At 66.6% G+C, this 20,249-nt stretch carries 18 protein-coding genes and 2 pseudogenes; 8 read left to right on the forward strand and 12 right to left on the reverse strand.

The window, feature by feature from the left end:
- Nucleotides 1-192 precede the first annotated feature (192 nt).
- Nucleotides 193-1,191, forward strand: coding sequence for an NAD(P)H-dependent flavin oxidoreductase (locus ACJH6H_RS11365; protein WP_406774870.1), 999 nt, complete (start codon nucleotides 193-195; stop codon nucleotides 1,189-1,191).
- Here ACJH6H_RS11365 and ACJH6H_RS11370 read toward each other — a convergent pair.
- From ACJH6H_RS11370 to ACJH6H_RS11385, 4 genes are all read right to left on the reverse strand, one after another.
- Nucleotides 1,188-2,492 carry an amidohydrolase family protein gene (locus tag ACJH6H_RS11370; RefSeq protein WP_406774871.1) on the reverse strand — a complete coding sequence of 435 codons (1,305 nt, stop codon included), beginning with the start codon at nucleotides 2,490-2,492 and terminating at the stop codon, nucleotides 1,188-1,190. The genes ACJH6H_RS11365 and ACJH6H_RS11370 overlap by 4 nt on opposite strands.
- Nucleotides 2,486-3,688, reverse strand: a complete 1,203-nt coding sequence (locus ACJH6H_RS11375; protein ID WP_406774872.1) for a CoA transferase — start codon at nucleotides 3,686-3,688, stop codon at nucleotides 2,486-2,488. The genes ACJH6H_RS11370 and ACJH6H_RS11375 overlap by 7 nt, the downstream gene beginning before the upstream one ends.
- The gene (locus ACJH6H_RS11380; RefSeq protein ID WP_406774873.1) at nucleotides 3,685-4,623 is read right to left on the reverse strand and encodes an enoyl-CoA hydratase/isomerase family protein; all 939 of its coding nucleotides are present in this window, start codon (nucleotides 4,621-4,623) and stop codon (nucleotides 3,685-3,687) included. Before ACJH6H_RS11380 ends, ACJH6H_RS11375 begins: the two co-directional genes overlap by 4 nt.
- Before the next feature lie 100 nt (nucleotides 4,624-4,723).
- Nucleotides 4,724-5,074: a hypothetical protein gene (locus ACJH6H_RS11385; protein ID WP_406774874.1), complete on the reverse strand. Its 351-nt coding sequence runs from the start codon at nucleotides 5,072-5,074 to the stop codon at nucleotides 4,724-4,726.
- 421 nt (nucleotides 5,075-5,495) lie between these two features.
- Between ACJH6H_RS11385 and ACJH6H_RS11390 the strand changes: the two genes are divergently transcribed.
- Complete coding sequence (locus ACJH6H_RS11390) at nucleotides 5,496-6,968, forward strand: SDR family oxidoreductase (protein ID WP_406774888.1); 1,473 nt, start codon at nucleotides 5,496-5,498, stop codon at nucleotides 6,966-6,968.
- Between the two features lie 9 nt (nucleotides 6,969-6,977).
- Here the strand turns inward: ACJH6H_RS11390 and ACJH6H_RS11395 are convergent, their stop codons facing one another.
- Both ACJH6H_RS11395 and ACJH6H_RS11400 read right to left on the reverse strand, forming a co-directional pair.
- Nucleotides 6,978-7,472, reverse strand: a complete 495-nt coding sequence (locus ACJH6H_RS11395) for a TspO/MBR family protein (protein ID WP_406774875.1) — start codon at nucleotides 7,470-7,472, stop codon at nucleotides 6,978-6,980.
- Nucleotides 7,473-7,532: 60 nt separating this feature from the next.
- Nucleotides 7,533-8,105: an SOUL family heme-binding protein gene (locus ACJH6H_RS11400; RefSeq protein WP_406774876.1), complete on the reverse strand. Its 573-nt coding sequence runs from the start codon at nucleotides 8,103-8,105 to the stop codon at nucleotides 7,533-7,535.
- A gap of 170 nt (nucleotides 8,106-8,275) precedes the next feature.
- Here ACJH6H_RS11400 and ACJH6H_RS11405 point away from each other — a divergent pair, with 170 nt between their 5' ends.
- The 3 genes and pseudogenes from ACJH6H_RS11405 to ACJH6H_RS11415 all read left to right on the forward strand — a co-directional run bounded on the left by ACJH6H_RS11405 (nucleotide 8,276) and on the right by ACJH6H_RS11415 (nucleotide 10,040).
- Nucleotides 8,276-8,713, forward strand: coding sequence for an SRPBCC domain-containing protein (locus tag ACJH6H_RS11405; RefSeq protein WP_029118694.1), 438 nt, complete (start codon nucleotides 8,276-8,278; stop codon nucleotides 8,711-8,713).
- A 16-nt stretch (nucleotides 8,714-8,729) separates the two neighbouring features.
- Nucleotides 8,730-9,419 (forward strand): annotated as a pseudogene (locus ACJH6H_RS11410) (UdgX family uracil-DNA binding protein); the annotation flags it as partial.
- 54 nt (nucleotides 9,420-9,473) lie between these two features.
- Complete coding sequence (locus ACJH6H_RS11415) at nucleotides 9,474-10,040, forward strand: dihydrofolate reductase family protein (RefSeq protein ID WP_406774877.1); 567 nt, start codon at nucleotides 9,474-9,476, stop codon at nucleotides 10,038-10,040.
- A gap of 11 nt (nucleotides 10,041-10,051) precedes the next feature.
- Here the strand turns inward: ACJH6H_RS11415 and ACJH6H_RS11420 are convergent.
- The 3 genes and pseudogenes from ACJH6H_RS11420 to ACJH6H_RS11430 all read right to left on the reverse strand — a co-directional run bounded on the left by ACJH6H_RS11420 (nucleotide 10,052) and on the right by ACJH6H_RS11430 (nucleotide 14,978).
- A pseudogene (locus ACJH6H_RS11420) lies at nucleotides 10,052-10,784 on the reverse strand (TIGR00730 family Rossman fold protein).
- A 56-nt stretch (nucleotides 10,785-10,840) separates the two neighbouring features.
- Entirely contained in the window at nucleotides 10,841-13,447 is a 2,607-nt protein-coding gene (locus ACJH6H_RS11425; protein ID WP_406774878.1) for a LuxR C-terminal-related transcriptional regulator, read from the reverse strand.
- A 106-nt stretch (nucleotides 13,448-13,553) separates the two neighbouring features.
- Nucleotides 13,554-14,978, reverse strand: a complete 1,425-nt coding sequence (locus ACJH6H_RS11430) for a hypothetical protein (RefSeq protein ID WP_406774879.1) — start codon at nucleotides 14,976-14,978, stop codon at nucleotides 13,554-13,556.
- Nucleotides 14,979-15,227: 249 nt separating this feature from the next.
- On the opposite strand from ACJH6H_RS11430, the gene ACJH6H_RS11435 reads away from it, so the two are divergent.
- A complete protein-coding gene (locus ACJH6H_RS11435; RefSeq protein ID WP_406774880.1) occupies nucleotides 15,228-15,905 on the forward strand; it encodes a hypothetical protein in 678 nt (225 codons plus the stop codon).
- 147 nt (nucleotides 15,906-16,052) lie between these two features.
- Nucleotides 16,053-17,084, forward strand: a complete 1,032-nt coding sequence (locus ACJH6H_RS11440; protein WP_346415000.1) for a peptidoglycan-binding domain-containing protein — start codon at nucleotides 16,053-16,055, stop codon at nucleotides 17,082-17,084.
- 4 nt (nucleotides 17,085-17,088) lie between these two features.
- Here ACJH6H_RS11440 and ACJH6H_RS11445 read toward each other — a convergent pair whose 3' ends face one another.
- Together ACJH6H_RS11445 and ACJH6H_RS11450 are read right to left on the reverse strand one after the other, a co-directional pair.
- Complete coding sequence (locus ACJH6H_RS11445) at nucleotides 17,089-18,264, reverse strand: damage-control phosphatase ARMT1 family protein (RefSeq protein WP_406774881.1); 1,176 nt, start codon at nucleotides 18,262-18,264, stop codon at nucleotides 17,089-17,091.
- A gap of 10 nt (nucleotides 18,265-18,274) precedes the next feature.
- Complete coding sequence (locus ACJH6H_RS11450; protein WP_212814200.1) at nucleotides 18,275-18,532, reverse strand: DUF3297 family protein; 258 nt, start codon at nucleotides 18,530-18,532, stop codon at nucleotides 18,275-18,277.
- A gap of 371 nt (nucleotides 18,533-18,903) precedes the next feature.
- On the opposite strand from ACJH6H_RS11450, the gene ACJH6H_RS11455 reads away from it, so the two are divergent.
- A complete protein-coding gene (locus tag ACJH6H_RS11455; protein WP_318984879.1) occupies nucleotides 18,904-19,137 on the forward strand; it encodes a hypothetical protein in 234 nt (77 codons plus the stop codon).
- Between the two features lie 4 nt (nucleotides 19,138-19,141).
- Here ACJH6H_RS11455 and ACJH6H_RS11460 read toward each other — a convergent pair whose 3' ends face one another.
- Nucleotides 19,142-19,960: an HpcH/HpaI aldolase/citrate lyase family protein gene (locus tag ACJH6H_RS11460; protein WP_406774882.1), complete on the reverse strand. Its 819-nt coding sequence runs from the start codon at nucleotides 19,958-19,960 to the stop codon at nucleotides 19,142-19,144.
- Nucleotides 19,961-20,249: the final 289 nt, after the last annotated feature.

Raw genomic sequence — 20,249 nt, forward strand, 5'->3', positions numbered from 1 at the left:
ATAAAAGCGCGCCGGCAGCCAGAACTGATGAAAGACGCTACCCAAATACGACCAACTGCCAACATGTTCGAAACCACGCCGCTATACGTCGTCAGCCGCCCGATGCCGATTATGCCACTAGTTGCATAACCACTCCAGCGCCACTAGAGTCCCGTCCAAACCCGGTCTCCGATTCGAAGGGCTATCACCACCATGGGTCTGCCTCCCGTCCTCGCACAGCGCCTGTCCCTGCCGGTGGTCGCGTCACCGTTGTTCCTGTGCTCGGGGCCCGACCTGGTGAAGGCGGAGTGCCAGGCCGGCGTCATCGGCTCGTTCCCCGCGCTCAACGCCCGGCCCTCCAGCCTGCTCGGCGACTGGCTGGATGAGATCGAGGAGTCGAACGCCGCCTACGCACTCGCGAACCCCGACGCCATCGTCGCGCCGTTCGCCGTCAACCAGATCGTGCATCGCTCCAACGACCGCCTCGAGCACGACATGAGCGTCATCGTCGAGCACAAGGTCCCGATCGTGATCACCTCGCTCGGGGCGCGTCCCGAGATCAACGATGCCGTGCACTCTTACGGCGGCATCGTCCTGCACGACATCATCAACAACGAGTTTGCGCACAAGGCCATCGACAAGGGCGCCGACGGCATCATCGCCGTCGCAGCCGGCGCCGGTGGCCACGCCGGTACCCAGTCCCCGTTCGCGCTGGTCCGCGAGATCCGCGAGTGGTTCGACGGTCCACTGCTGCTGTCCGGCGCCATCGCCCACGGCCGGTCCATCCTTGCCGCACTCGCCGCGGGAGCCGACTTCGCCTATGTCGGTTCGGCATTCCTGTCCACCGACGAAGCCAACGCGGTGCCCGAGTACAAGCAGATGATCGTCGACTCCACGGCATCCGAGATCGTCTACAGCAACCTGTTCACCGGCGTGCACGGCAACTACCTGCGCGGCAGCATCGTCGCCCAGGGTCTCGACCCGGACAACCTGCCCGAATCCGACGCCTCGGCAATGAATTTCGGCTCGGGCGGGAACACGGACGCCAAGGCGTGGAAGGACATCTGGGGTGCCGGGCAGGGTGTGGGCAGCATCAAGGAACGCCTCACCGTCGCGCAACTGGTCGAAACCTTGAAGACGCAGTACGTCGAAGCCCGCCAGGACCTGCTGAGCCGAGTGCTCGACGACGAGGTTCTCGAGCCGGCGCACTAGCCCGCCTGATACACCACCACACCGTCGTACACGGTCGCAGCCACCAGCGAGGCGTCCAGCGCTGCCAGGACGTCTCGCGGTGGCGCCGCCAGCAGGCACATGTCTGCCGGCATTCCCACCGTCAGCTCCCGAGGCACGTCCTGCTGCGGGGGTGCGCCGAGGAACATGCCCAATGCCGTTGCGGCATCGATGCTTTCATCCGCTCCCAGCACGGCGCCCGACGGCGACCTGCGGTGCACCGCGGCGCGCATCGCCGCCCAGGGATCGGCGTCCCCGAACGGCATATCGGTCGACAGCGCGACGGGTATCCGCGCGCCACACAGCGACGCCACCCGCCACAGCTGGCCATGCTCGTCCGCGGGCACGTCGGTGAGGTACTGCGCGCCGCGCTCGGCGACGAAGTTCGGCTGGGTCACCACCAGCACGCCGAGGCCACGCAGGTCGGCCAGGCAGTCGTCGGGAATGACGGCGCCGTGCTCGATGCGATCCCCCGCCCGGGAACCCGCCTGCCGCAGTGCGGCAATCGCGACGACCAGCTGCATGGCCGTAACACAGTGCAGTGCAACGATTCCACCCTGACGGTGCCGGGCGGCGATCCAGTCGGCCAGCGCATCGAGGTCCAGATCGTTGTCGTGCAGAATGCGTTTGGCGGGTGCCAGAACTTCGACGCGCTGGCGCAGTTCGCCATGCCGGCGGGCCTCGGCGAAGTCCATCACATCCTCAGCGGTGAGGTCGGGGGTCGCGTCGGTGACACCGGTGACACCGAATGCCGAGAGGCGCCTGCTGATCTCGCCGAGTCCGGCGTCGCTGCGCTGCAACGCATGCGTCCAGCCCTGGTCCGCGCTGCGTAGCCGGCCGTCGGGGTGGTCGGGCAGGCCGACGGCCGTCAGACCCGCGGAGTTGAGGGTCCACAGCACCCCGCTGCGGTGCTGAACGCGCACGGGCACGTTCGGTGCAACCTCGTCGAGCACAGCGCGGTCCAGCGGACCCGCGACAACCTCGTGGTAGCCGACGGCCCGAATCCAGCCGTCCGCGCCGACGGCGGCCTGCCCCAAGACCGCACGCAGCGCGTCACGGCTGCGGACCTCGCCCGGACCGACCCGCACCGACGTCAACGCCGCTGCTGCCGAACGCAAGTGGACGTGATGGTCGTGTAGTCCGGGGATGACGGTGCCACCGGCCGCGTCGAGAACGTCCTCCCCGGTGATCGGCTCGAGGTTGTCGGCAATGGCCTCGATGCGCCGGCCCAGCCGAATATCGACGATCCGACCGTCGAGCAGCGTGGCTCGTTGAATCAGCATGCCCGGCAAGCCCTTTCCTGCACGATGGCCCGTACCCGCGCGTTGTCGGTGCCCAGCTCGCCGGCCCGCGACGACAGCGCGGGCGCCACCGGTTCGGCCACCGGACCTACGCTCGCACCGCTCGTCAGTGGTAGCGCGGCGTATTCCGCTGCCACGGCTGCCAGGGCGATCTCGACGACTTCACCACCGCCGCGCCGCAGCGACTCCGCCACCGCCAGTGTGGCGTGCATCCCCGTCAGTGGATCGGCGATCGCGTCACCGCAGAACACCGGTCCGCTGCCCGCCGGGTCGGAGCCGACCAGGCCCCCGGAAACCGCGGCATCATCGCCGAATCCGACCCAGTGGCCCTGCTCCCCCTCAGTGCCGTGACCGGTGATCCGCAGCCACACCCGGCCGTCCCGCGCCGGAACATTGTCCGGCCCCAGGCCTCGGCGGGTCAGCGCATCGGGACGAGACGACTCGATCACCACGTCGGCGACGGACAACAACTGCCGCAGCTCGTCGGGCTGGCCGAAATCGACGGCGTAACAGAGCTTTCCGGCGTTCATCCAGTCGAAGAATCGTCGTTCCCCCTGCCGGGTGCCGTCCGGCCGCGACGGGCTCTCGACCTTGATCACTGTCGCGCCGGCCCGAGCCAGCAGCTGTCCACAGAGCGGGCCGGCCCACATCGAGGACAGGTCGACCACCAGCAGCCGGCCGTAGTCCCGGAACGGCTTTCGGTTGCCGTGTCGCCGGACCACCGGAGCGGCGGCGATCGTCTCCCCCAGCACGCCGACAGGAAGACCGAGCAGACGCGCACGCTCCGCGACACCGGCGATCTGGCGGCGACCGGCCCACTCGATGATGGCCGGCCACGGGTGATCGACCGGCACGCCGGATTCGAGCAGCGCCGGTACCGCAGCGACATCATCGGGCCGGGCCAGCGTCAGGGCGAACCAACCGTCGCGACCGGCGATCAGCCGCGTGGCGTCCCCGGCGCTGATCCGACCCTGCCGGTACAGCCCCGCCAGCGCGGCCCGCCCCGCGAGAAGCTCCGCCGCATCGATCTCGATGCCAAGTCGGCCGGACAACTCGGAAGCGACCGTCCGCGCCCGAGCCAACACCGCCGCGCGACTGACGTCCGGTGGCCCGCCCGGCATACCCGTCAGCGCGGCCAGCCCACTGGCCGACCAGTCCCGCGCCGTCTCGTCACTCACGCGCTGACCGCATCGACCAAGCCCCAGTCCTGCGCCGTCACCGCATCGATCGTCGCCCCCGACAGCACCAAATACGCTGTGCGCCAGCGGCCGATCCGCCGCGTGATGCTCACCGTCCCTCCGGCTCCGGGAATCAGACCCAACGCCAGCTCCGGCAGGCCGAGGGTGGCGTCGGGGTGACAGGTCACCCGCCCGCAGAACGCGGCCATCTCCAGCCCGCTGCCCAGCACCTGGCCGTGCACGACGGCCCGGCACGCCGGGCCCAAGCGCGCGGTGATCTCGTCGAGCACCAGGGCCGGGCTGAAGCGCGTGCGGGCCAGGTGCGCCGACGCTGGGTCGTCGAATGTCCCGAATTCGGCGAGGTCTCCGCCGCTGCAGAAGGAGGGACCGTTGCCGGTGAGCACCAGACCCGTCACCGAGGGGTCCAAGCGCGCGACTTCCAGCGCCTCAAGCAGTGCCGCCCGCGCGTCGGTGGAAAACGCATTGTGCCGCTGGGGGCGGTTGAACGCGACGTGCAGAGTGTCACCGTCCCGGTGCGACACCACCGGATCCGGGAGTAGCGGAACGGTTTTCGGTCCGCGTTCGGCCAGCCAGCGCGCGAACTCCTGGCCGGACTGCAGCGTCGAATACGCCAGTGATTCGGTGATCACCCCGGCGAACGTCGCCGCCGCGGGGTCGAATGTCCGTAGTACGTCGTCGCACACCGCGGCGGTCTGCGGCCACGTGGCGACCCGTTCGGCGATCTGTTCCAGTGCGGCGTCCACATCGGGCACCTGCACGGTTCTGCGGTCCGCACACGGGCGGTCGACCAGCGTGAAAGTCGCTTGCTGCAGCCAGAACTCGGCGTCATCACCGGCCGGGTCTCCGACCCCGATCACCAGACCTGCGGCACCCGGGTCGTCCGCGAGATCGATGGCCCTCAGTTCGTCAGGCAATGGACACCTGGTCCTCGGCCTCACGGTGAGCCAGCGGCACGTTCTCGCCTCCTGCGGATGTGGACAACCGGATCATGCCACTTCCGCCGCAGATTGAGGCTCAGTCGAGCTGGACCCGCACCGTAACCCGACCTTTGTCGTCACGCGTCGAGATCGCATGCCCAGAACGGTCGGCGCCGCGAAATTTGAGCAGCGTGATGGGGGCACCCTCGCCGAGGAAGTTGCGCCACCAGCTCTTGGAGTCCGGGGCCATCACGCTGATGACGACGTCGTCGCCCGACAGCCGGTAGTTGACGGGGGTCTGGAAGCTACGGCCCGATTTGCGGCCCGTGTAGCGGATCTCGACCAGGCTGCGGCCGACGATGTCGCCGAGGACGGGCACGCTGGTCAGACCGACCGCCGCCTTGTTGAGCGCGCGGACGACGGGGTTGTCGAAAAACGTGCTGGACATGGTCGCCAGGCTAGCGCGGGTGGCCCGAGTCGGCCGACCTTGATCACGCGCATTCGCGACAGACGTGCCCAAGCGATGGGTCAGCTGTCAACTCGCTGAGCTCACGGACGTGAATGCAACGGATGCAGATGAATTCATTGACCTGCTGCGGCGTACGAGCCAGCTGCTGCGGGCTGTCGTAATCGATCGTCACGTGGTCTGACCTTCCCAAGACGGACGCCGCACATGCGGCATGTCCGCAGCGAATGCCCCGTCCGCGCTCGGGATAAACAAATCTGTCATCGATTGCCGACCATCCGCGCGCGGCAGGCCTCCGAATCACTGGGTAAAACAGGGCATTCTCGGGAAATGTCCTAGGCAGTTGAGCTGAAGCAGTTACCGAGGAGAGTGTGTGACAGACGTGAAGCAATCCGCGACTTCAATGCGCGTGCTGGTTACCGGGGCCACCGGATACATCGGCGGTCGGTTGGTGCCGCGTGTCATCGAAGCCGGCCACCGCGTGCGCGTGCTGGCGCGCAACCCGGACAAGATCAGTGACGTGCCCTGGGCTGCCGACGTGGAGGTGGTGCAGGGTGACCTCACCGATGCGGCCACGCTCGGCGACGCGTGCCGCGACATCGACATCGTCTACTACCTCGTGCATTCGATGGGTAACCCGGGAGAGTTCACCGAGGCGGAACGCACCAGCGCAGAGAATCTCGCTGCCGCCGCGCGCGCCGCCAACGTCAAGCGCATCGTCTATCTGGGCGGTCTGCACACCGAATCCGACCGACTGTCCACCCACCTGCGGTCACGCAGCCAGGTCGGGGAAATCCTGATCGACTCCGGCGTCCCGACGGTCGTGCTGCAGGCCGGCGTGGTCATCGGTTCCGGTTCGGCGTCCTTCGAGATGATCCGCCACCTGACCAACCGGCTGCCCGTGATGACAACGCCGCGCTGGGTCAACAACCGCATCCAGCCCATCGCGATACGCGACGTTCTCTACTACCTGCTGGCCGCCGCAACGGCCGAGGTGCCGCGCTCACGCACCTATGACATCGGTGGACCCGACGTCCTGCGCTACGGGGAGATGATGCAGATCTACGCCGAAGTCGCGGGGCTGGCCAGGCGCAGAATCGTGGTCCTGCCGGTCCTCACCCCGAAGCTCGCCGGATTGTGGATCGGGCTGGTGACTCCGGTGCCTCCGCGGATTGGCCGCGCCCTGATCGAGTCCCTGAGCACCGACTCCGTGGTGACCGAGCACGACACCGATGAGGTGATTCCACCGCCGCCCGGGGGCACCACCGGATACCGCGACGCCGTCAGATTGGCGCTGCGCCGCATCGAGGACGGCGAAGTCGAAACCACCTGGGCGAACGCCTCGCCGACCGGCGCCCCTGCCGACCCCCTGCCGTCGGATCCCAGCTGGACCGGCGACGCCATCTATACCGACGACCGAAGCATCGACTGCGACGCGGCCATCGAGCAGGTGTGGCGCGTCGTCGAGGGCATCGGAGGCGAACGCGGCTGGTACTCATTTCCACTCGCCTGGACGATCCGCGGTTGGCTCGACGTACTGACCGGCGGCGTCGGCCTGGCCCGCGGCCGGCGCAACCCGAACACCCTCTACACCGGCGACGCTCTCGATTTCTGGCGCGTCGAACGCATCGAGCGGCCGCATCTGCTGCGGCTGCGCGCCGAGATGCGCACCCCGGGCCGAGCCTGGCTGCAGTGGGAACTCCACTCCCGCGACGATGGCACCACCCGGCTGCACCAGCGTGCCATCTTCTTTCCCAAAGGCCTTGCCGGACGGCTGTATTGGTACGCGCTGATGCCGTTTCACGGCATCATCTTCACGGGCATGATCAAGAACATCGGCGCCGAAGCGGCAAAGGAGGGAACTACCGCCGCCTAGTGACCGTCACTACGTCCGGCGGCGCCGGTTGATCCACCAGATGTGCGTCGACAGTGCGGTCGCGAAAGCACACCACGCGGGATAGGCGGCCAGGGGCGCCGCACGTTGTTGTCGTACCTCGAGGGCGCGGCGCGTCAGGTCGGCGCTGCTGACGGTCAGCGCGGCAGCGGTCAGTGCCGCGGCACCGAGCCGGTGACGATTGAAGAAGATCCACGACCAGCTGGCGTTGAGTCCCAGATTGATCGCGAGTGCGGTACCGAAGCGACGGGCGGCGCGGATTTCGCCTGCGTCGATCAGACGGTAGAGCGCATCGGCGGACACGACAGCGATGTCCGCATACAGCAGCGGCCAGACGATGGGGAACACCTGCCGGGGCGGCTGATAGTTCGGCTTGCGCAGACGCGCGTACCACGGTGAGGCAACTGCCGGGCCCGATGCCGCCCCTCCCGCAATGGCAGTGGCAAGGACAGCGGCGCCGGTGGCGCCGATCGTTTTCGGTTTCATGGTCGGAGGCTCCTGTGTGGTGAGTTGAGGACGTGTTCGAGCGGGCGAGCTGCAGAGCGGTCACGTCTCAACAGGAATCGCGATCTCGTTGCGACGCCTGCACGGCAGCGTCCATGGCGGGTCGTAGAACCAGGCCGACGGGTCGCCGACGGCGTCGAATCCGTAGTCGCGGAGAGTGTCGCGCAACTGATCGATGTGCCGGGCGATGCTCTCGGCACCGCGATCGCCGCTGAAGCGCAGCACCGCGACGGTTTCCGCCGGAACCTGCACCAGCTCGACGCGCTCGTCCTCGGGTGCCGGCAACGACTCCAGCGTCGACCCTGCCGGCATGAAGAACCGGATCACCCAACTCTGGTCCTGGCCGCCTTGCTGCCCGACCGGCGCCGTCATCGCGATTCGATCGCCCCGGTGGTTGGCCCCGAAGATATAGGCGGCCAGTCTGCGGAATCCAACGCTGCGCGCGTCTTCCTCATCTCCGTCCACCGTGATCTGAGCGGCGATTCGTCGTCCGTACCGGCGAATCTGCACTCCATCGGCCAGCGGCTCGGCACCGTATGGTGGCTCGCCGACCCCACTCCGAATCCCTACCGTGGACGTGACCGGTCCCAGCAATTGGGTAGTGAACGTTCGCATCTGATTCAGCACGTCGAGAGCCTTCCCCTTGGTTCAGGTCGTCAACGGTGGTTCGGTGCCGAAGCCCCGGTGGATGGCCCGACCGCGGCAGTTCGCATAGCAGCGCGGCAGCTGGGCCGATGAGTGGACAGTTGTCGGCAGCTGTACACCCTCTCCCGTACGGTGTGTCTGTGAGTTTCGCGATTGACAGGTCAGTAGAGATCGACGCACCGGCCGAGGTGGTCTGGCAGGTCCTCACCGACGGGGCCAGCTACGGCGAGTGGAATCCGTTCTGCATCGAGTGCTCGTCGACGTTCGAGCCCGGCAGCCCGATCGACATGAAGGTCGTGCTGATCGGCCCGCCCAAGAAGCAGCGCGAATACATCAACACCTTCACTCCGGGCGTCGAGTTCAGCTACAACATGAAGCCCGCCCCGCTGGGACTGCTGCGCAGCGAGCGCTCACACCGGCTGACCCCGCTGCCCGACGGCCGCACCCGCTACGACTCGCACTTCCAGTTGTTCGGCCCCGTGTCTCCCATCGTCGCCGGCCTGCTGGGCCGCGCCCTGAAGAAGGGCTTCGGGGGCATGACCGACGGCGTCAAGAAGCGCGCCGAGTCCCTCCGGTAGACGGGCGCCGCGTCGGCTACGTGGCGCGATTGGCGCGGCGGCCTGCGGGGTAAACACCCGCATGGCCGAAACCAGCGCGGCAGACTATCTCCCCCGCGAGCTCAATATCCCGGCGCTGCGCACGGCGGCCGGCGAGTGCCACGGATGCGGGCTCTACCAGCACGCGCAGCAGACGGTGTTCGGCGCTGGCGACGACGCGGCCGCGATCATGCTGGTCGGCGAGCAACCAGGTGACGTGGAGGACCGGCGCGGTCAACCGTTCGTCGGCCCGGCCGGCCGCCTTCTCGACCGCGCGCTCGGCGACGCCGCGATCGATCGCGACCGGCTGTATGTGACCAACGCGGTCAAGCATTTCAAGTTCAAGGTCACCGATCGCGGCAAGCGCCGAATCCACCAGAAGCCCAACCGAACCGAAGTGGTCGCCTGCCGACCGTGGCTGCTGGCCGAGCTGCGCACCGTGGAACCCGACGTGGTGGTGTTGCTCGGCGCGACGGCAGCACAGTCGCTCCTTGGCAACGATTTTCGGCTCACCCAGCATCGCGGCGAGACCCTACAGCTCCCGGCCGACACCCTGCCGAACCACGACGCCGTGGCCATCGCCACCGCGCACCCGTCGTCGATCCTGCGCCTCCCACCGCCCGACCGTGACGCCGCCTACCGCGACCTGGTGGCCGATCTCCAGAGGTCGGTGGAGCTTCTCGGCTGAGACGCGCCCCGCTCCTGGCCGATGAATTTCGCCGTCGGGTGCAGTCTGATCTACATGGGCAGACTCATCTATGGCTTCAACGTGTCGGTGGACGGATACATCGCCGACGCACAGGGCAGCATCGACTGGTCCGAACCGAGCGAGGAACTGCACCAGTACTGGAACGACTTCGAGCGCGAGACGGCGCTGTCGTTCTACGGCCGGCGGCTGTACGAGCTGATGGCGGCGTACTGGCCGACCGCAGACCAGGAACCAGATGCCACCCCGCTCATCGTGGACTTCGCCCGCATCTGGCGGAACATGCCGAAGGTCGTGTTCTCGCGCACGCTGGATTCCGTCGACTGGAACTCCCGCCTGGAACGCGGCGACCCCGTCGCGGTGGTGTCGAAGCTCAAAGCCGAGACCGACGGCAATCTGGAGATAGCCGGCGCGACGCTGGCCGCGCCCGTCGTGCGGGCCGGACTGGTGGACGAGTACCGGATCGTGCTCGTGCCCACCGCAGTCGGCGGCGGCACCCCGTTCTTCCCGACGCTGCCGTCATGGTTCTCGTTGCGACTGTTGGAGAACCGCACGTTTCCTTGCGGCACCGTCCTGCTGCGGTACGAGGCGAAGCGCGACTGAAGGCGGCCCGGCTAACGCGCTGACGCGACGATGATGTCCACGGCCTCGGCCACGCTGTCGGTGCAGTGGATCAGGTCGAGGTCGGATTCGGAGATCTTCCCTTCGGCCAGCATCGTGTTGCGGATCCATCCGATGAGGCCCGACCAGTAGTCGACGCCCAGCAGGATGATCGGAAACGCGGTGACCTTGCGGGTCTGCACCAAGGTCAAGGCTTCGAACAGCTCGTCCAGGGTGCCGAATCCGCCGGGCAGGCACACGAACGCCTGCGCATATTTGACGAACATGGTCTTGCGGACGAAGAAGTAGCGGAAGTTGATCCCCAGGTCGACCCAGTGGTTGAGCCGCTGTTCGAACGGCAGCTCGATGCCCAGACCGACCGAATAGCCGCCGGACTCGCTGGCCCCACGGTTGACCGCCTCCATCGCCCCCCGGCCCGCCCCCGGTGATCACGGCATAGCCTGCGTGCACCAGCGCGGCGCCCAGCTCCTCACCCAATCGGTATTCGGGCGAATGCGGCACCGTTCGGGCGGAACCGAAAACCGTGACCGCCCTCGGCATCTCCGAGAGGGCATCGAAGCCGTCGACGAACTCGCCTTGGATGCGCATCACGCGCCACGGGTCGGTGTGCACCCAGTCGGTGGGGCCGCGTCGGTCCAGGAGGCGCTGGTCGGCGGTCGTGGTGGCGCAACGTTCGCGACGGAGTTGCACCGGGCCACTGATCTGGAGGTCGCCGTCGTCGTCCACGGTGTCGTTCTCGTTCACGTCGGCCAGCGTATGGGAAGCCGGGGCGCACCTGAGATTCAGTGAGCCGCCGCGCCGGTCCGGATCAGCTTGGCGAGATCCTCGCGGTCCGAGATGTCGAGCTTTATGCAGGCCCGATACAGGTGACCTTCGACCGTGCGCACCGATACGGTCAGCCGGTCGGCGATTTCGCGATTGCTCAGCCCGGCGGCAACCAGGTTCGCAATCTCACGTTCGCGCACCGTCAGGGGCAAGGGGTGCGCCGCCAATTCCAGTGCGGGGGTACGTACTCCCCCGCACTGCGCGGCCAACCGGTTGGCGACGGCGGCGGCCTCGGCGCTGCGTCGCCGGTCGTCGGCCGCCGCGAACGTCGCCGATGCCTGCGCCGCGGCGTCGAGAGCGGACAACAACGCACCCAGCTGCTCGAATTGCTCTGCGGCAGCGAACAATCCAGGCCCGTCGCGATCACTGACCGCCCGGGCGTGCGCCGCGATCACAGCAGCCATGCGGCCGCCGACTCCGGAGGCGACCTCGATCAGCCGGCCCGCGGCGCTGTGGTCACCGAATCGCACTGCGTCATGCAACGCCAGCATGGCCACTGCACTCTGGCCGGAACTGTCGGCCAACCGGGCGGCATCCAATGCCAGTTCGATTGCGGCGCTGACGTTTCCCTCTGCCGCCGCGAGCCACGCTTCCGCGATCCTGAGCTGTGGACCGAACACCGCGACGTGCCGGCCAGAGCGGACTTTCAACTCGGCGACCATCTTGGCCCCAGGCTGCACCCGGCCCAACGCGCAGTACGACTGCGCCAGCAACAGCCGGGCCGGGAAGCTCCACGAAGCCGCCGACTCGGCCGTCAGCGCCGCGACCGTCTGCTCCATCCGTGACACCGTCTCGACGAAATCGCCGCGGGCCAGACCGATGGTGCCGACCAGCACATTGGCCATCCCCCACGCCAGATACTGGCCCGACGAGGTGATCTGCATCATGACCGCGGATCGGCTGCTCGCCGCGTCGAATTCTCCGGCGAGCACCAACGCGCGCACCTCCCCGAACGCGGTGAGGTAGCGGAGCAGCCCGTCGGCCTTGGCGCTGGCCATGCGGCCCCGGCGCGCCAATACCGCCACTTCTTCGCTGCGGCCCATCAGTGCCAGGGCGAGCGCCCCACCGAATGCCGCCCACTGCAACGCGACCGGATGCGCGATGGGCTCGGCGAGCACCCGATCGGCCATCGCCACGGCTTCCGTCAGCCGGTTCTCGAAAGCCAGCGTTGCCGACGCTGTGCCGTCGATGATCGGTATCAACTCGGGGCTCGTGATGCGCTCGCGGAGCAGGGCGAGCACTTCGTCGGAACCCTCGGCGTCGCCCATCGCCCAGTGCAGGTTGGCGATACGTGCCCATCCCCACCGCAGCAGCTCCAGTTCGGTCATCTGCTCGGGGTCGAATGAGCTGAGCGTCTCCTCGGCTTCGGTCGCCTTGCCCTGCCACAGCAGCGAACGCGCCAGCAGTTCGCCGGCCTCGAGGCCACCGCCCCGGTTGGTGGCCGCGCGAGCCAGCCGCTCACCCAACGTCACGTTCGTGAGGGCGATGGCCTCTCTCGCCGCTGTGACGAGCAGATCCAGTTCGGGCACCTCGTCGCTGTCCAGCGTCAGTTCCGCGAGCCGAATCCGGTGCGCCGAACTGTTCAGCGGCCGGTCCCGCATCGCGCGAACGAGCTCGCCGCGCAGTCGGCGGGCCGCGGCCATCCCCAGCCGGCGGCGGATCACCTCGCCGAACAGCGGATGGGTGAAGCGCACGTCAATGCCACCCGGTTCCTCACCGACTCGCACCAGACCACGGCTTTCCGCCTCTTCGACGACGTCCGAACCGACGATGGCAGTCAGAGTGTCCAGGTCGAGGGGCTCGCAGAAGGTGAGCAACCGCAGCGCGTGCAGCACCTGGTCGGGCAACTGGTCGACCCTGGAGTCCAGCAATGACGCCAGCTCCGAGGTGACCGCAGCCCGGCCCCGCAGTTGCCACACCCCCCGAACCTGCCGCAGAGTCCCGGCCTCGATGGCGCCTTCCACCAGGTGGCGGACGAACAGCGCATTTCCGCCCGAGGCCTGCCACATCAGCTCGGCAGACAGACCCTCCACCTGTCCGCCCAATGCCTCCTCGATGAGGCCGACACACTGCTGCTGACTGAACGGCATCAGATGCAACCGCTGCAGATACCGGTCTTTCCACAACGACGTGATCGCGTCGGGGACCGGAGCGCCCGCCCGGACCGTCGCCACGATGCGCACCGACCCGTCCAACGCCAGCTGGTGCAGCAGCGTCGCCGACAGCTGGTCCAACAGATGCGCGTCATCCACGCCGATGACCGAATGTCCTTCGGCCAGAATCGTTTCGCGCGCCGCGGACAGGAATGCCACCGGATCACGTGACGTGGCACTGCGCACCAGATGGGCGAACACTCCCAGCGGGATGCCCCGCGCCGACTCGGTGGCCGCAACCCAGTGGGCGCGCACCGGCAGTGACTGGGTGACCAACCGGGCGAGCGTGGTTTTGCCTACGCCCGCATCACCGACCAGGACGATGCCGCAATCGCCGGATTCCCCGAGCAATGCGCCGCGAATCACCGAGAATTCACTGTCGCGGTGCACGACCGGCCAGTTTTGGGCCACGGCGCACAATTCTACCGGCCGGTTTTCGCTGTTGAAGGCGTAATGACCGTGAAATATCGGTCCGCTTTTCGGGCCGGCAGCTAACGTCCGGCCCGAAATACGGGCGTTACATCTTGTCATGCAGATCGGACACCATGTCGAATAGCGTCTTGTTGTTGTGGGTCCTGGTAAGGATTTTCGCCAATGTCGTAATTTGATCGAAGACCGAGCGAGTCGTGTTCTGCTTTTCGTCGAGCGGCTCGGTGTCCGGGGCCAGCAGGTCGACCACCCGGTAGTCCGCGCCGTCGGGGCCGATCAGCGGTGAGCCGTCGGTATTGGTGCCGTTGAGCATGTTCATGATGTCCTGCGGCTGAGCCATCGTGATCACCCCTGTCGTCACGCGGGCAGCTACCGGCCCGGCACCGGCGGTTCCGATTCCACAGGCAGCGGCAAAATCGTTGGGCGACAAGCCGTCTGCGACGTTCATGTCACAGTTGCCGAACGGGTTGCAGCCCATCGGCAAGCCCTGATTGGCGCCATATGCGCCGTCTGTGTATTGGTGGGCGATCTGGCCGGGCAGCAGGGGGTTCGAGCCGTATGACGCAGCGATCACCCGTAATCCCTTGGGCCGCGACACCCACATCGTGTTGAAGTCGCCCTGGTTGGCATAACCGATGATGCGCGCCGGATTGCCGGCGTACTCCGCGAGGTTGTCGTACAGGGCGTTGATCCAGGCGGATCCGTCGCCGCCAGGGTTCCCGCCACTTTCGACGTCCAGCATCAGGACAACCCTGGGGTGCAGTCCCCCGTTGGCATCGATCATCTGCCGTACCGTGTCGGCATTCTCCTGCCAGTTCGGGCGCACGTAGGTGTAGACGATGCCGCAATCCAGCCGGCCGGTGTCCAGCGCATTGCGCATCCACGCATAGTTCTGCGCGAAGTTGGAATCCCGGTGCGTGCCGTCGCATACGCGGATGGACAGAATCTTGTACGGGTAGGAATCACTCACCGGAACCTGGAATTCGGACACGTCGGCAAAGAAGCTGTCCACGTGGGCCTGAGTCGGGGGTGTGCCGTCCTCGACGATCGGGCCGGCCACGTACCAGTGGTCGTTCCAGTAGTTGCTGTCGGAAGGGAGCGCCTTGGGCGTGGTGCAGCACCCCCAGGAGCCCGACGATTCCATCGCGACGCCGTCGACCACACAGTTCATGTGCGAGTGGGGACCGCCGTCACCTTCATGGTGCAGGTTGATCACCACCGGCGCGTCGCCGGGCACGTCGCTCAACGATGCGACGTGCATCAGATCGAATGGTCCGACGTGTTGCTCGCCGAACGGCAGGTATCGATACGACTCGGTGGACAGACCTTGTCTGCCCCAGACCATCTGGTCTCCGTTGAACACCGCCGAGAGCACATCGGTCACCAGGCCCGAACAGTCACAACCCACGCCGCGATCGTTCGGGTCCCACGTGCCGCCGTAGACGTAGTCGTCGCCGAGCCGGTCGAAGAATATGCGTTTGGCGAACTCCACGTCGCCTCGAGTGACGGTCATCAGTCCCTCCTTTGATGAAGTGATGGGAACCCAGTGTCACGACGAAATATGCCGAGCCGCACCAGTAGCCCACTACTCGATTCGCTGTTCAGCAGGGCGCGGAATCACGTCGTGACCCGGCGATGATCGAGTAGCCGGCTACGCAGGCGTCCGAATTGCCGGAGGCGCAACATCGTTGGTGCGCAGGACAACTGGACCGCGAGCTGACGCGGCGACCCCGTCGTCCTCGCCATCACGGAGGAGGTCATCATGAGCCTGGTTGCCATGGCGTCGGTCGCGGTTGCGCGCGACCTCGCACCGGTCGGTCAGCCGCTGAACAGCGTGACAATTGGCGCCGGACAGGGGGTTTCACCGTCACCGCCGCCGCCGACCGGACCGCCGTACGTGCCGCCGGAGATGCCGGCCATGGGGCCGACGGCGACGTTGCCTCGGCCAACCGATGTCGCCCAAATGGCCCCGCCGGCACCACTGATCGACACAGCTGCCGGATTTGCGCAGTTGCTCGCCGCCCAAATCCCCGCCGAGGCACTCGTCGCCTACACGACGTTGTTGGCATTGTTCGTCGACTCAGGACCTACGTACAACACCGGCCGGTGGGTGCTCTACGGCTTCTCGGTGATCGCCTGCGGTGCCATCATCCTCGCGACCTATTGCGCCAAGCGGAATTACACGTTGCAGCACGGGGACGGTGTGAGCGCGCTATGCGTCATGCGCCCGCCGTACCTGCCGATCGCGGCAGCCATGTTGTCGATGGCCGTATACGGATTGACAGTGCCCGGGTCAGCACTGCAATACAGTGTGCCCGACGGCGCGTTCACGATGCTGTCCGGCACGCTTGCCGTCGGCGGAGCACTGATGATGACCATTCTCACGCCTTTCCTGGGCACGGGTAACGCCGCCGTCCCGGTAGCGAATTCTGATCCGTGAAAGGTGAATTCGCATATTCGAGTAGTCGACTACTCGATACAGGCACCCGGCACCGTCAATAGCGTCGAATCCGTCATCGACGCAGGAATCCGGACCAATTCGGGCCGACACGGAACCGGCGCGACGTGACAAGAAGGGAGCACTCCGATGCCGCTACCGTACGGGCCCGGGGCCCATGGCACCGAAATCGAATACTGGCAGGCCTGGTTCCAGCGCCAGTACCGCGCGTTCGCGCCGGCGAAGGACCGGGTTTATGGTGACGGCGCAGTCGCCGCGGTCACCGAGATGCAACGGCGCCTGGGGTTACCCCAGACCGGCGTCTTCGACGAGACGACAGCGCAGGCGGCCCACTACGTTCCGCCGCCACGGAATCTACGGCCGATCATGTTCACCGTCGAAGGTCACCTGTCGGATATGTTCAGAGGACCGGTGGCCGACACCGCGACAACCCTTGAGACCGAAGGCCTTTGCCATCACCAGCCCATCGGTTACAACAACGGAGCGCTGCCATTCGACAACGAGAGCGGTATCAACGAGCTCGCCCGACTGCTCGGCGCCACCCAGATGGACAACGGCGTGCCGTTCCCGCAGGGCACACCCTGGTCGCTAGGCGTCTACTCCCAGGGCGCGATCGTGGGATCGTACTTCTACTTCCGTTACCTTCGCCCCGGTCAGCCGCTGGCGTGGCGCACCGCGGACCTCAAAGGCGTTCTGGCGTACGCCAACCCGTGCCGACAGACCGATTCCATCGCGCCGTGGGCCAGACCAGGAGTGACAGCGACCGGCACCCACGGCCTGGACCCGCTCCAGCGATTCGGCTTGCCCGGCTTCCCCGCCAAGCCCGACCACTGGATGGACGTCTACCGTGAAGGCGACATCTTCGCCGAGAACCGTGACGACCAGGCGAGCGCGGTCAAAGCCGCTGTCTACCAGGCGGTGATGAACGACTGGATCAGCAACCCGTTCTCCCTCGCCGGGCAGATCGCCTTCACGCTCCATGCGCCCTTCGACGAAGTGTTCGCGGTGATCAAGGCAATGATCAGTGGCGCGGTATTCCTGGCCAGTAACCCGAACCCGCACTACGCGCCGTTCGAGCTCGAGGGCGGCACGCGGTGGATGCGGGAACGACTCATCAGCGGATCGATGTCAGTTCCGCAGCCCAGTCCGGTGGTCGTCTGAATCCCTACTCCACCCGGGCTTGGATCACCCCGTACCCGCCGCTGGTCCGCCACCCCTGTCCGGCGGTATCGAGTGCGGCGAGCTGCCCGGGCGTCAGGCCGACGACAACTTCCGATTTGAGTGTCCGCAGTGCCGTCACCGGAGACGGAAAGTAGTCGACGGTCTGGTCGAACGGTGTTGTGGCGGGCCAGTATCGGTCGCCGACGAGGCGCCGATAATTGAGGTCGCCTTTCATCACAGTCATTGTGGCACCGGCGAATTCGGCGGTGAGGTCGTCGGGCATGTCGTGGAACGACAGCGGTGCACAGAAGAACTTGTGGGTGCGCACCGTGAGCCGGCCGCTGCGCACAGCGTCCCACAGCCGCTCGCCGACCTTCCCGATCGGCGGATGTGCGTCGGCCCGCAAGCGTCGGATGACAGCCAGGACATCGGCCGTCGTCGCGTCCGACACGTAGTAGGGATACGGCTTCACGTACAGCACGATCTCGGCCGCCAGGCGCTGACAGAGCAGGCTGTCGATCAGGACGAGATCCGCCAGCAGTTCGCGGCCGGCGTTGTCGGCGACGACGCAGACGGTCGGGTTGTCCTGCGCGCGGAGCGCAGACCACAGCACGGGGCTGTCGTCGACGAGGATGCCCTCCGAGCGCGCGTCTGCGGCACCGGCGCCCTTTTGGAGTTGGAAGCTGAGGTCGGCGCGGTTACCCCACAGCGCGGCCACCAGCAGCGTCTCGCGCTGCTGGTTCTCCGCCGCGTCGGCCAGGTCGGCGAAGGCACTCAGCTCGTCGTCGACCTCCGGCCCCGTCAGGTCGGCGGTCTTGACCGGCGCGAACGGGTCGACACCGCGCCAGGCCCCGGCCCCGAAGTAACCGACGGCGTCGAGCAGCCGGCGGTAGAAATAGCTCTCGCTCCACAGGAACGGCACCTCGCCCCAGGGGCGTCCGTAGACGTCGTCTCCCCAGGCGAGCCACTCATCCCGGTCATGAGCATGCTCGGGCAACGGCTCGAGGACGCCGGTGGTGCTCTCGACGAGCAGCTGCTGCAGCATCGCCTCTTCAGCGGACGTGTAGGGCGTGGTGTCCAGTACCTGGCGAATCAGCTTTGGGTGACGCTCATGGAACACCTCCCACTCGAAGGACCCCGGCACCGCTGCGGTGATCGTGGGGGCATCGGTGGTGTCCACGGGGCGTCCGCTACTTGGCTGTGCGGAAATACGGTTCGACCGTGCCGCTCTGCTTGACGACCATCGGGTTTCCGCGGCGGTCCTTGGCGGTGGGGACCTCCACACGCACCCAGCCCTCGGCCACGTTGTATTCGACGACGTTGGTTCGCTCGACGCCATTGAAGCGGATGCCCACGTCGCGCAGGAGCGCCTCTTCGTTGAAGAACGGGCTACGCGGATCGATGGAGAGGTGATTCGGCGGGACGTCGGTGTTCTGATCCTGGGACATGTTGGCTTTCGTTGAATGCTGACGGATTCTTCTTCGCTAAGAACGTACGCGACCCCGCCGGAGCGGGTGCCGCGTAGGTCGTGGCGGGCCGCCTAACCCAAGCGTTCACCGGATGAGGCCGCAGACGCCGCCACATCGAAACCTGTTGGTGCCGCCGACAATTGCGCACTGTCGCACCCACAAAATCCCCATACACCTCACGTGTCACATCCGTCTCGTGAGGCCACCGCAGACCGCTGTTCGCCTGCACACATAACGGTGCCGGCACTCCACAAGTCGGCCTACCATCGGAAGCTATATGGGCCAGGTGAAGGCAATTCACCAGTGCCTCGCGACAGATCAAACCTCATGACAGAAGGAGGGATGGGCTGATGAAAATCGCACTCGCAATCGCTGCCGCCGCGCTCGCATTCAGCCCCATCGGCGTCGCCCACGCCACACCAGGACAGTGTTTCAACACCCCTTGGGGTGGCTACTGCGACGGGCAAGCCGACGGCAACGGCATCTTCAACCACTGCGAAGGTGCAATGGGATTCAGCAACTGCTTCTACGTCCGTGCTGTACCCACGGACGTCGACCCGCGGGGATGGGTCCCGCTGACCTGACGCCTCAGTTCGGTATCAGCCGGAGTTGGCGCGCCTTCTCGAGGATGATCCGCGCGCGGTTCAATCGGGGTAAGTCGCTGCCGTCCTTCGGTTTTCCGCCGCGGGCGTTGAACTGCTCGACGAACTCGCGCGCCCAGCCGATGTCCGATTCGGAGGGGCTCAGTCCGGCGTTGATGGTCTCGGCGTCGGACGAACGCAGCGCGAGCTTGCCCGTCATACCCATCTGCCGGGTGAGCGCCACGCCCTCGGCCAGCTGATCCGGGTCGCGGGTGGGCCCGTCGATCGGACCCGGGATGTGCGCCGCCCGCGACGCGACGACCAGCTGGGAACGGCTGTAGGCCAGAGCCAACGGGTCCTGCTCGACGCCGATGTCCAACGTGTAGTCATTGACGCCGAACGCGATGCGGAAGCACGGGCGCGCCGCGGCGATGTCGTGTACGCGCGCCAGCCCGCGCGCGGTTTCGATCAACGCGATCACCCGCGATTCGCCCCCGAGCCGGTTCGCGGTATCCCACATGTGATTTCCGCCCTCCGTCTTGGCCAGCACGACGCCCTTCAGCCCGCGGCACTCTGCCAGCGCGCGGCAGTCGGCAGACCAGAAATCACTCGACGCATCGTTGACCCGGACCCACGCCTGGGCCCCGGAGTTCAGGAAGTCGACGACTCGCTCCCGGGCCGTTTCCTTCTCATCGGGAGCGACGGCGTCCTCGAGATCGAGGATCACCTCGTCGGATTTCGTGGTCGACAGAAGCTCCCCGAGATCAGGCTCGCGGGACGGATTCACGAGCAGCCAGGAGCGCGAAACCTTCGAGTTGACGGTCATGGCGTCAGGCTAGACGCAATGAGGTGCGTCCCGCCCAGAATGCAGCGCGCTGCGCGTCCGCTGACATTGACATCATGACCGGCGGTCACCCTCGTCCCCCACAGGGGCTACCGACCCATCAACGCGGCCAAAGGCTCAACCGAAAAGTTCCTGGGTTCGAAGAGGTCCATGAAACCCAAATTAGGTCCCCTCTGGTGAGCCAACCCGTCTCTTGGGCTTGACCCTGTTTGGTGGACACAGGGTCAGGCGGCTTGTGCCGTCTGATTGATCCGGTTTTCAAACTCGACGG

The sequence above is a fragment of the Mycobacterium sp. SMC-21 genome, assembly GCF_045310825.1.
Taxonomy (GTDB): Bacteria; Actinomycetota; Actinomycetes; order Mycobacteriales; family Mycobacteriaceae; genus Mycobacterium.

What these genes read in the sequence shown, in the direction of transcription:
- ACJH6H_RS11365 (WP_406774870.1), top strand. Translation starts at nt 193, where the DNA reads ATGGGTCTGCCTCCCGTCCTCGCACAGCGCCTGTCCCTGCCGGTGGTC.
- ACJH6H_RS11370 (WP_406774871.1), bottom strand. Translation starts at nt 2,492, where the DNA reads ATGCTGATTCAACGAGCCACGCTGCTCGACGGTCGGATCGTCGATATT.
- ACJH6H_RS11385 (WP_406774874.1), bottom strand. Translation starts at nt 5,074, where the DNA reads ATGTCCAGCACGTTTTTCGACAACCCCGTCGTCCGCGCGCTCAACAAG.
- ACJH6H_RS11390 (WP_406774888.1), top strand. Translation starts at nt 5,496, where the DNA reads ATGCGCGTGCTGGTTACCGGGGCCACCGGATACATCGGCGGTCGGTTG.
- ACJH6H_RS11395 (WP_406774875.1), bottom strand. Translation starts at nt 7,472, where the DNA reads ATGAAACCGAAAACGATCGGCGCCACCGGCGCCGCTGTCCTTGCCACT.
- ACJH6H_RS11400 (WP_406774876.1), bottom strand. Translation starts at nt 8,105, where the DNA reads ATGCGAACGTTCACTACCCAATTGCTGGGACCGGTCACGTCCACGGTA.
- ACJH6H_RS11415 (WP_406774877.1), top strand. Translation starts at nt 9,474, where the DNA reads ATGGGCAGACTCATCTATGGCTTCAACGTGTCGGTGGACGGATACATC.
- ACJH6H_RS11430 (WP_406774879.1), bottom strand. Translation starts at nt 14,978, where the DNA reads ATGACCGTCACTCGAGGCGACGTGGAGTTCGCCAAACGCATATTCTTC.
- ACJH6H_RS11435 (WP_406774880.1), top strand. Translation starts at nt 15,228, where the DNA reads ATGAGCCTGGTTGCCATGGCGTCGGTCGCGGTTGCGCGCGACCTCGCA.
- ACJH6H_RS11440 (WP_346415000.1), top strand. Translation starts at nt 16,053, where the DNA reads ATGCCGCTACCGTACGGGCCCGGGGCCCATGGCACCGAAATCGAATAC.
- ACJH6H_RS11450 (WP_212814200.1), bottom strand. Translation starts at nt 18,532, where the DNA reads ATGTCCCAGGATCAGAACACCGACGTCCCGCCGAATCACCTCTCCATC.
- ACJH6H_RS11455 (WP_318984879.1), top strand. Translation starts at nt 18,904, where the DNA reads ATGAAAATCGCACTCGCAATCGCTGCCGCCGCGCTCGCATTCAGCCCC.
- ACJH6H_RS11460 (WP_406774882.1), bottom strand. Translation starts at nt 19,960, where the DNA reads ATGACCGTCAACTCGAAGGTTTCGCGCTCCTGGCTGCTCGTGAATCCG.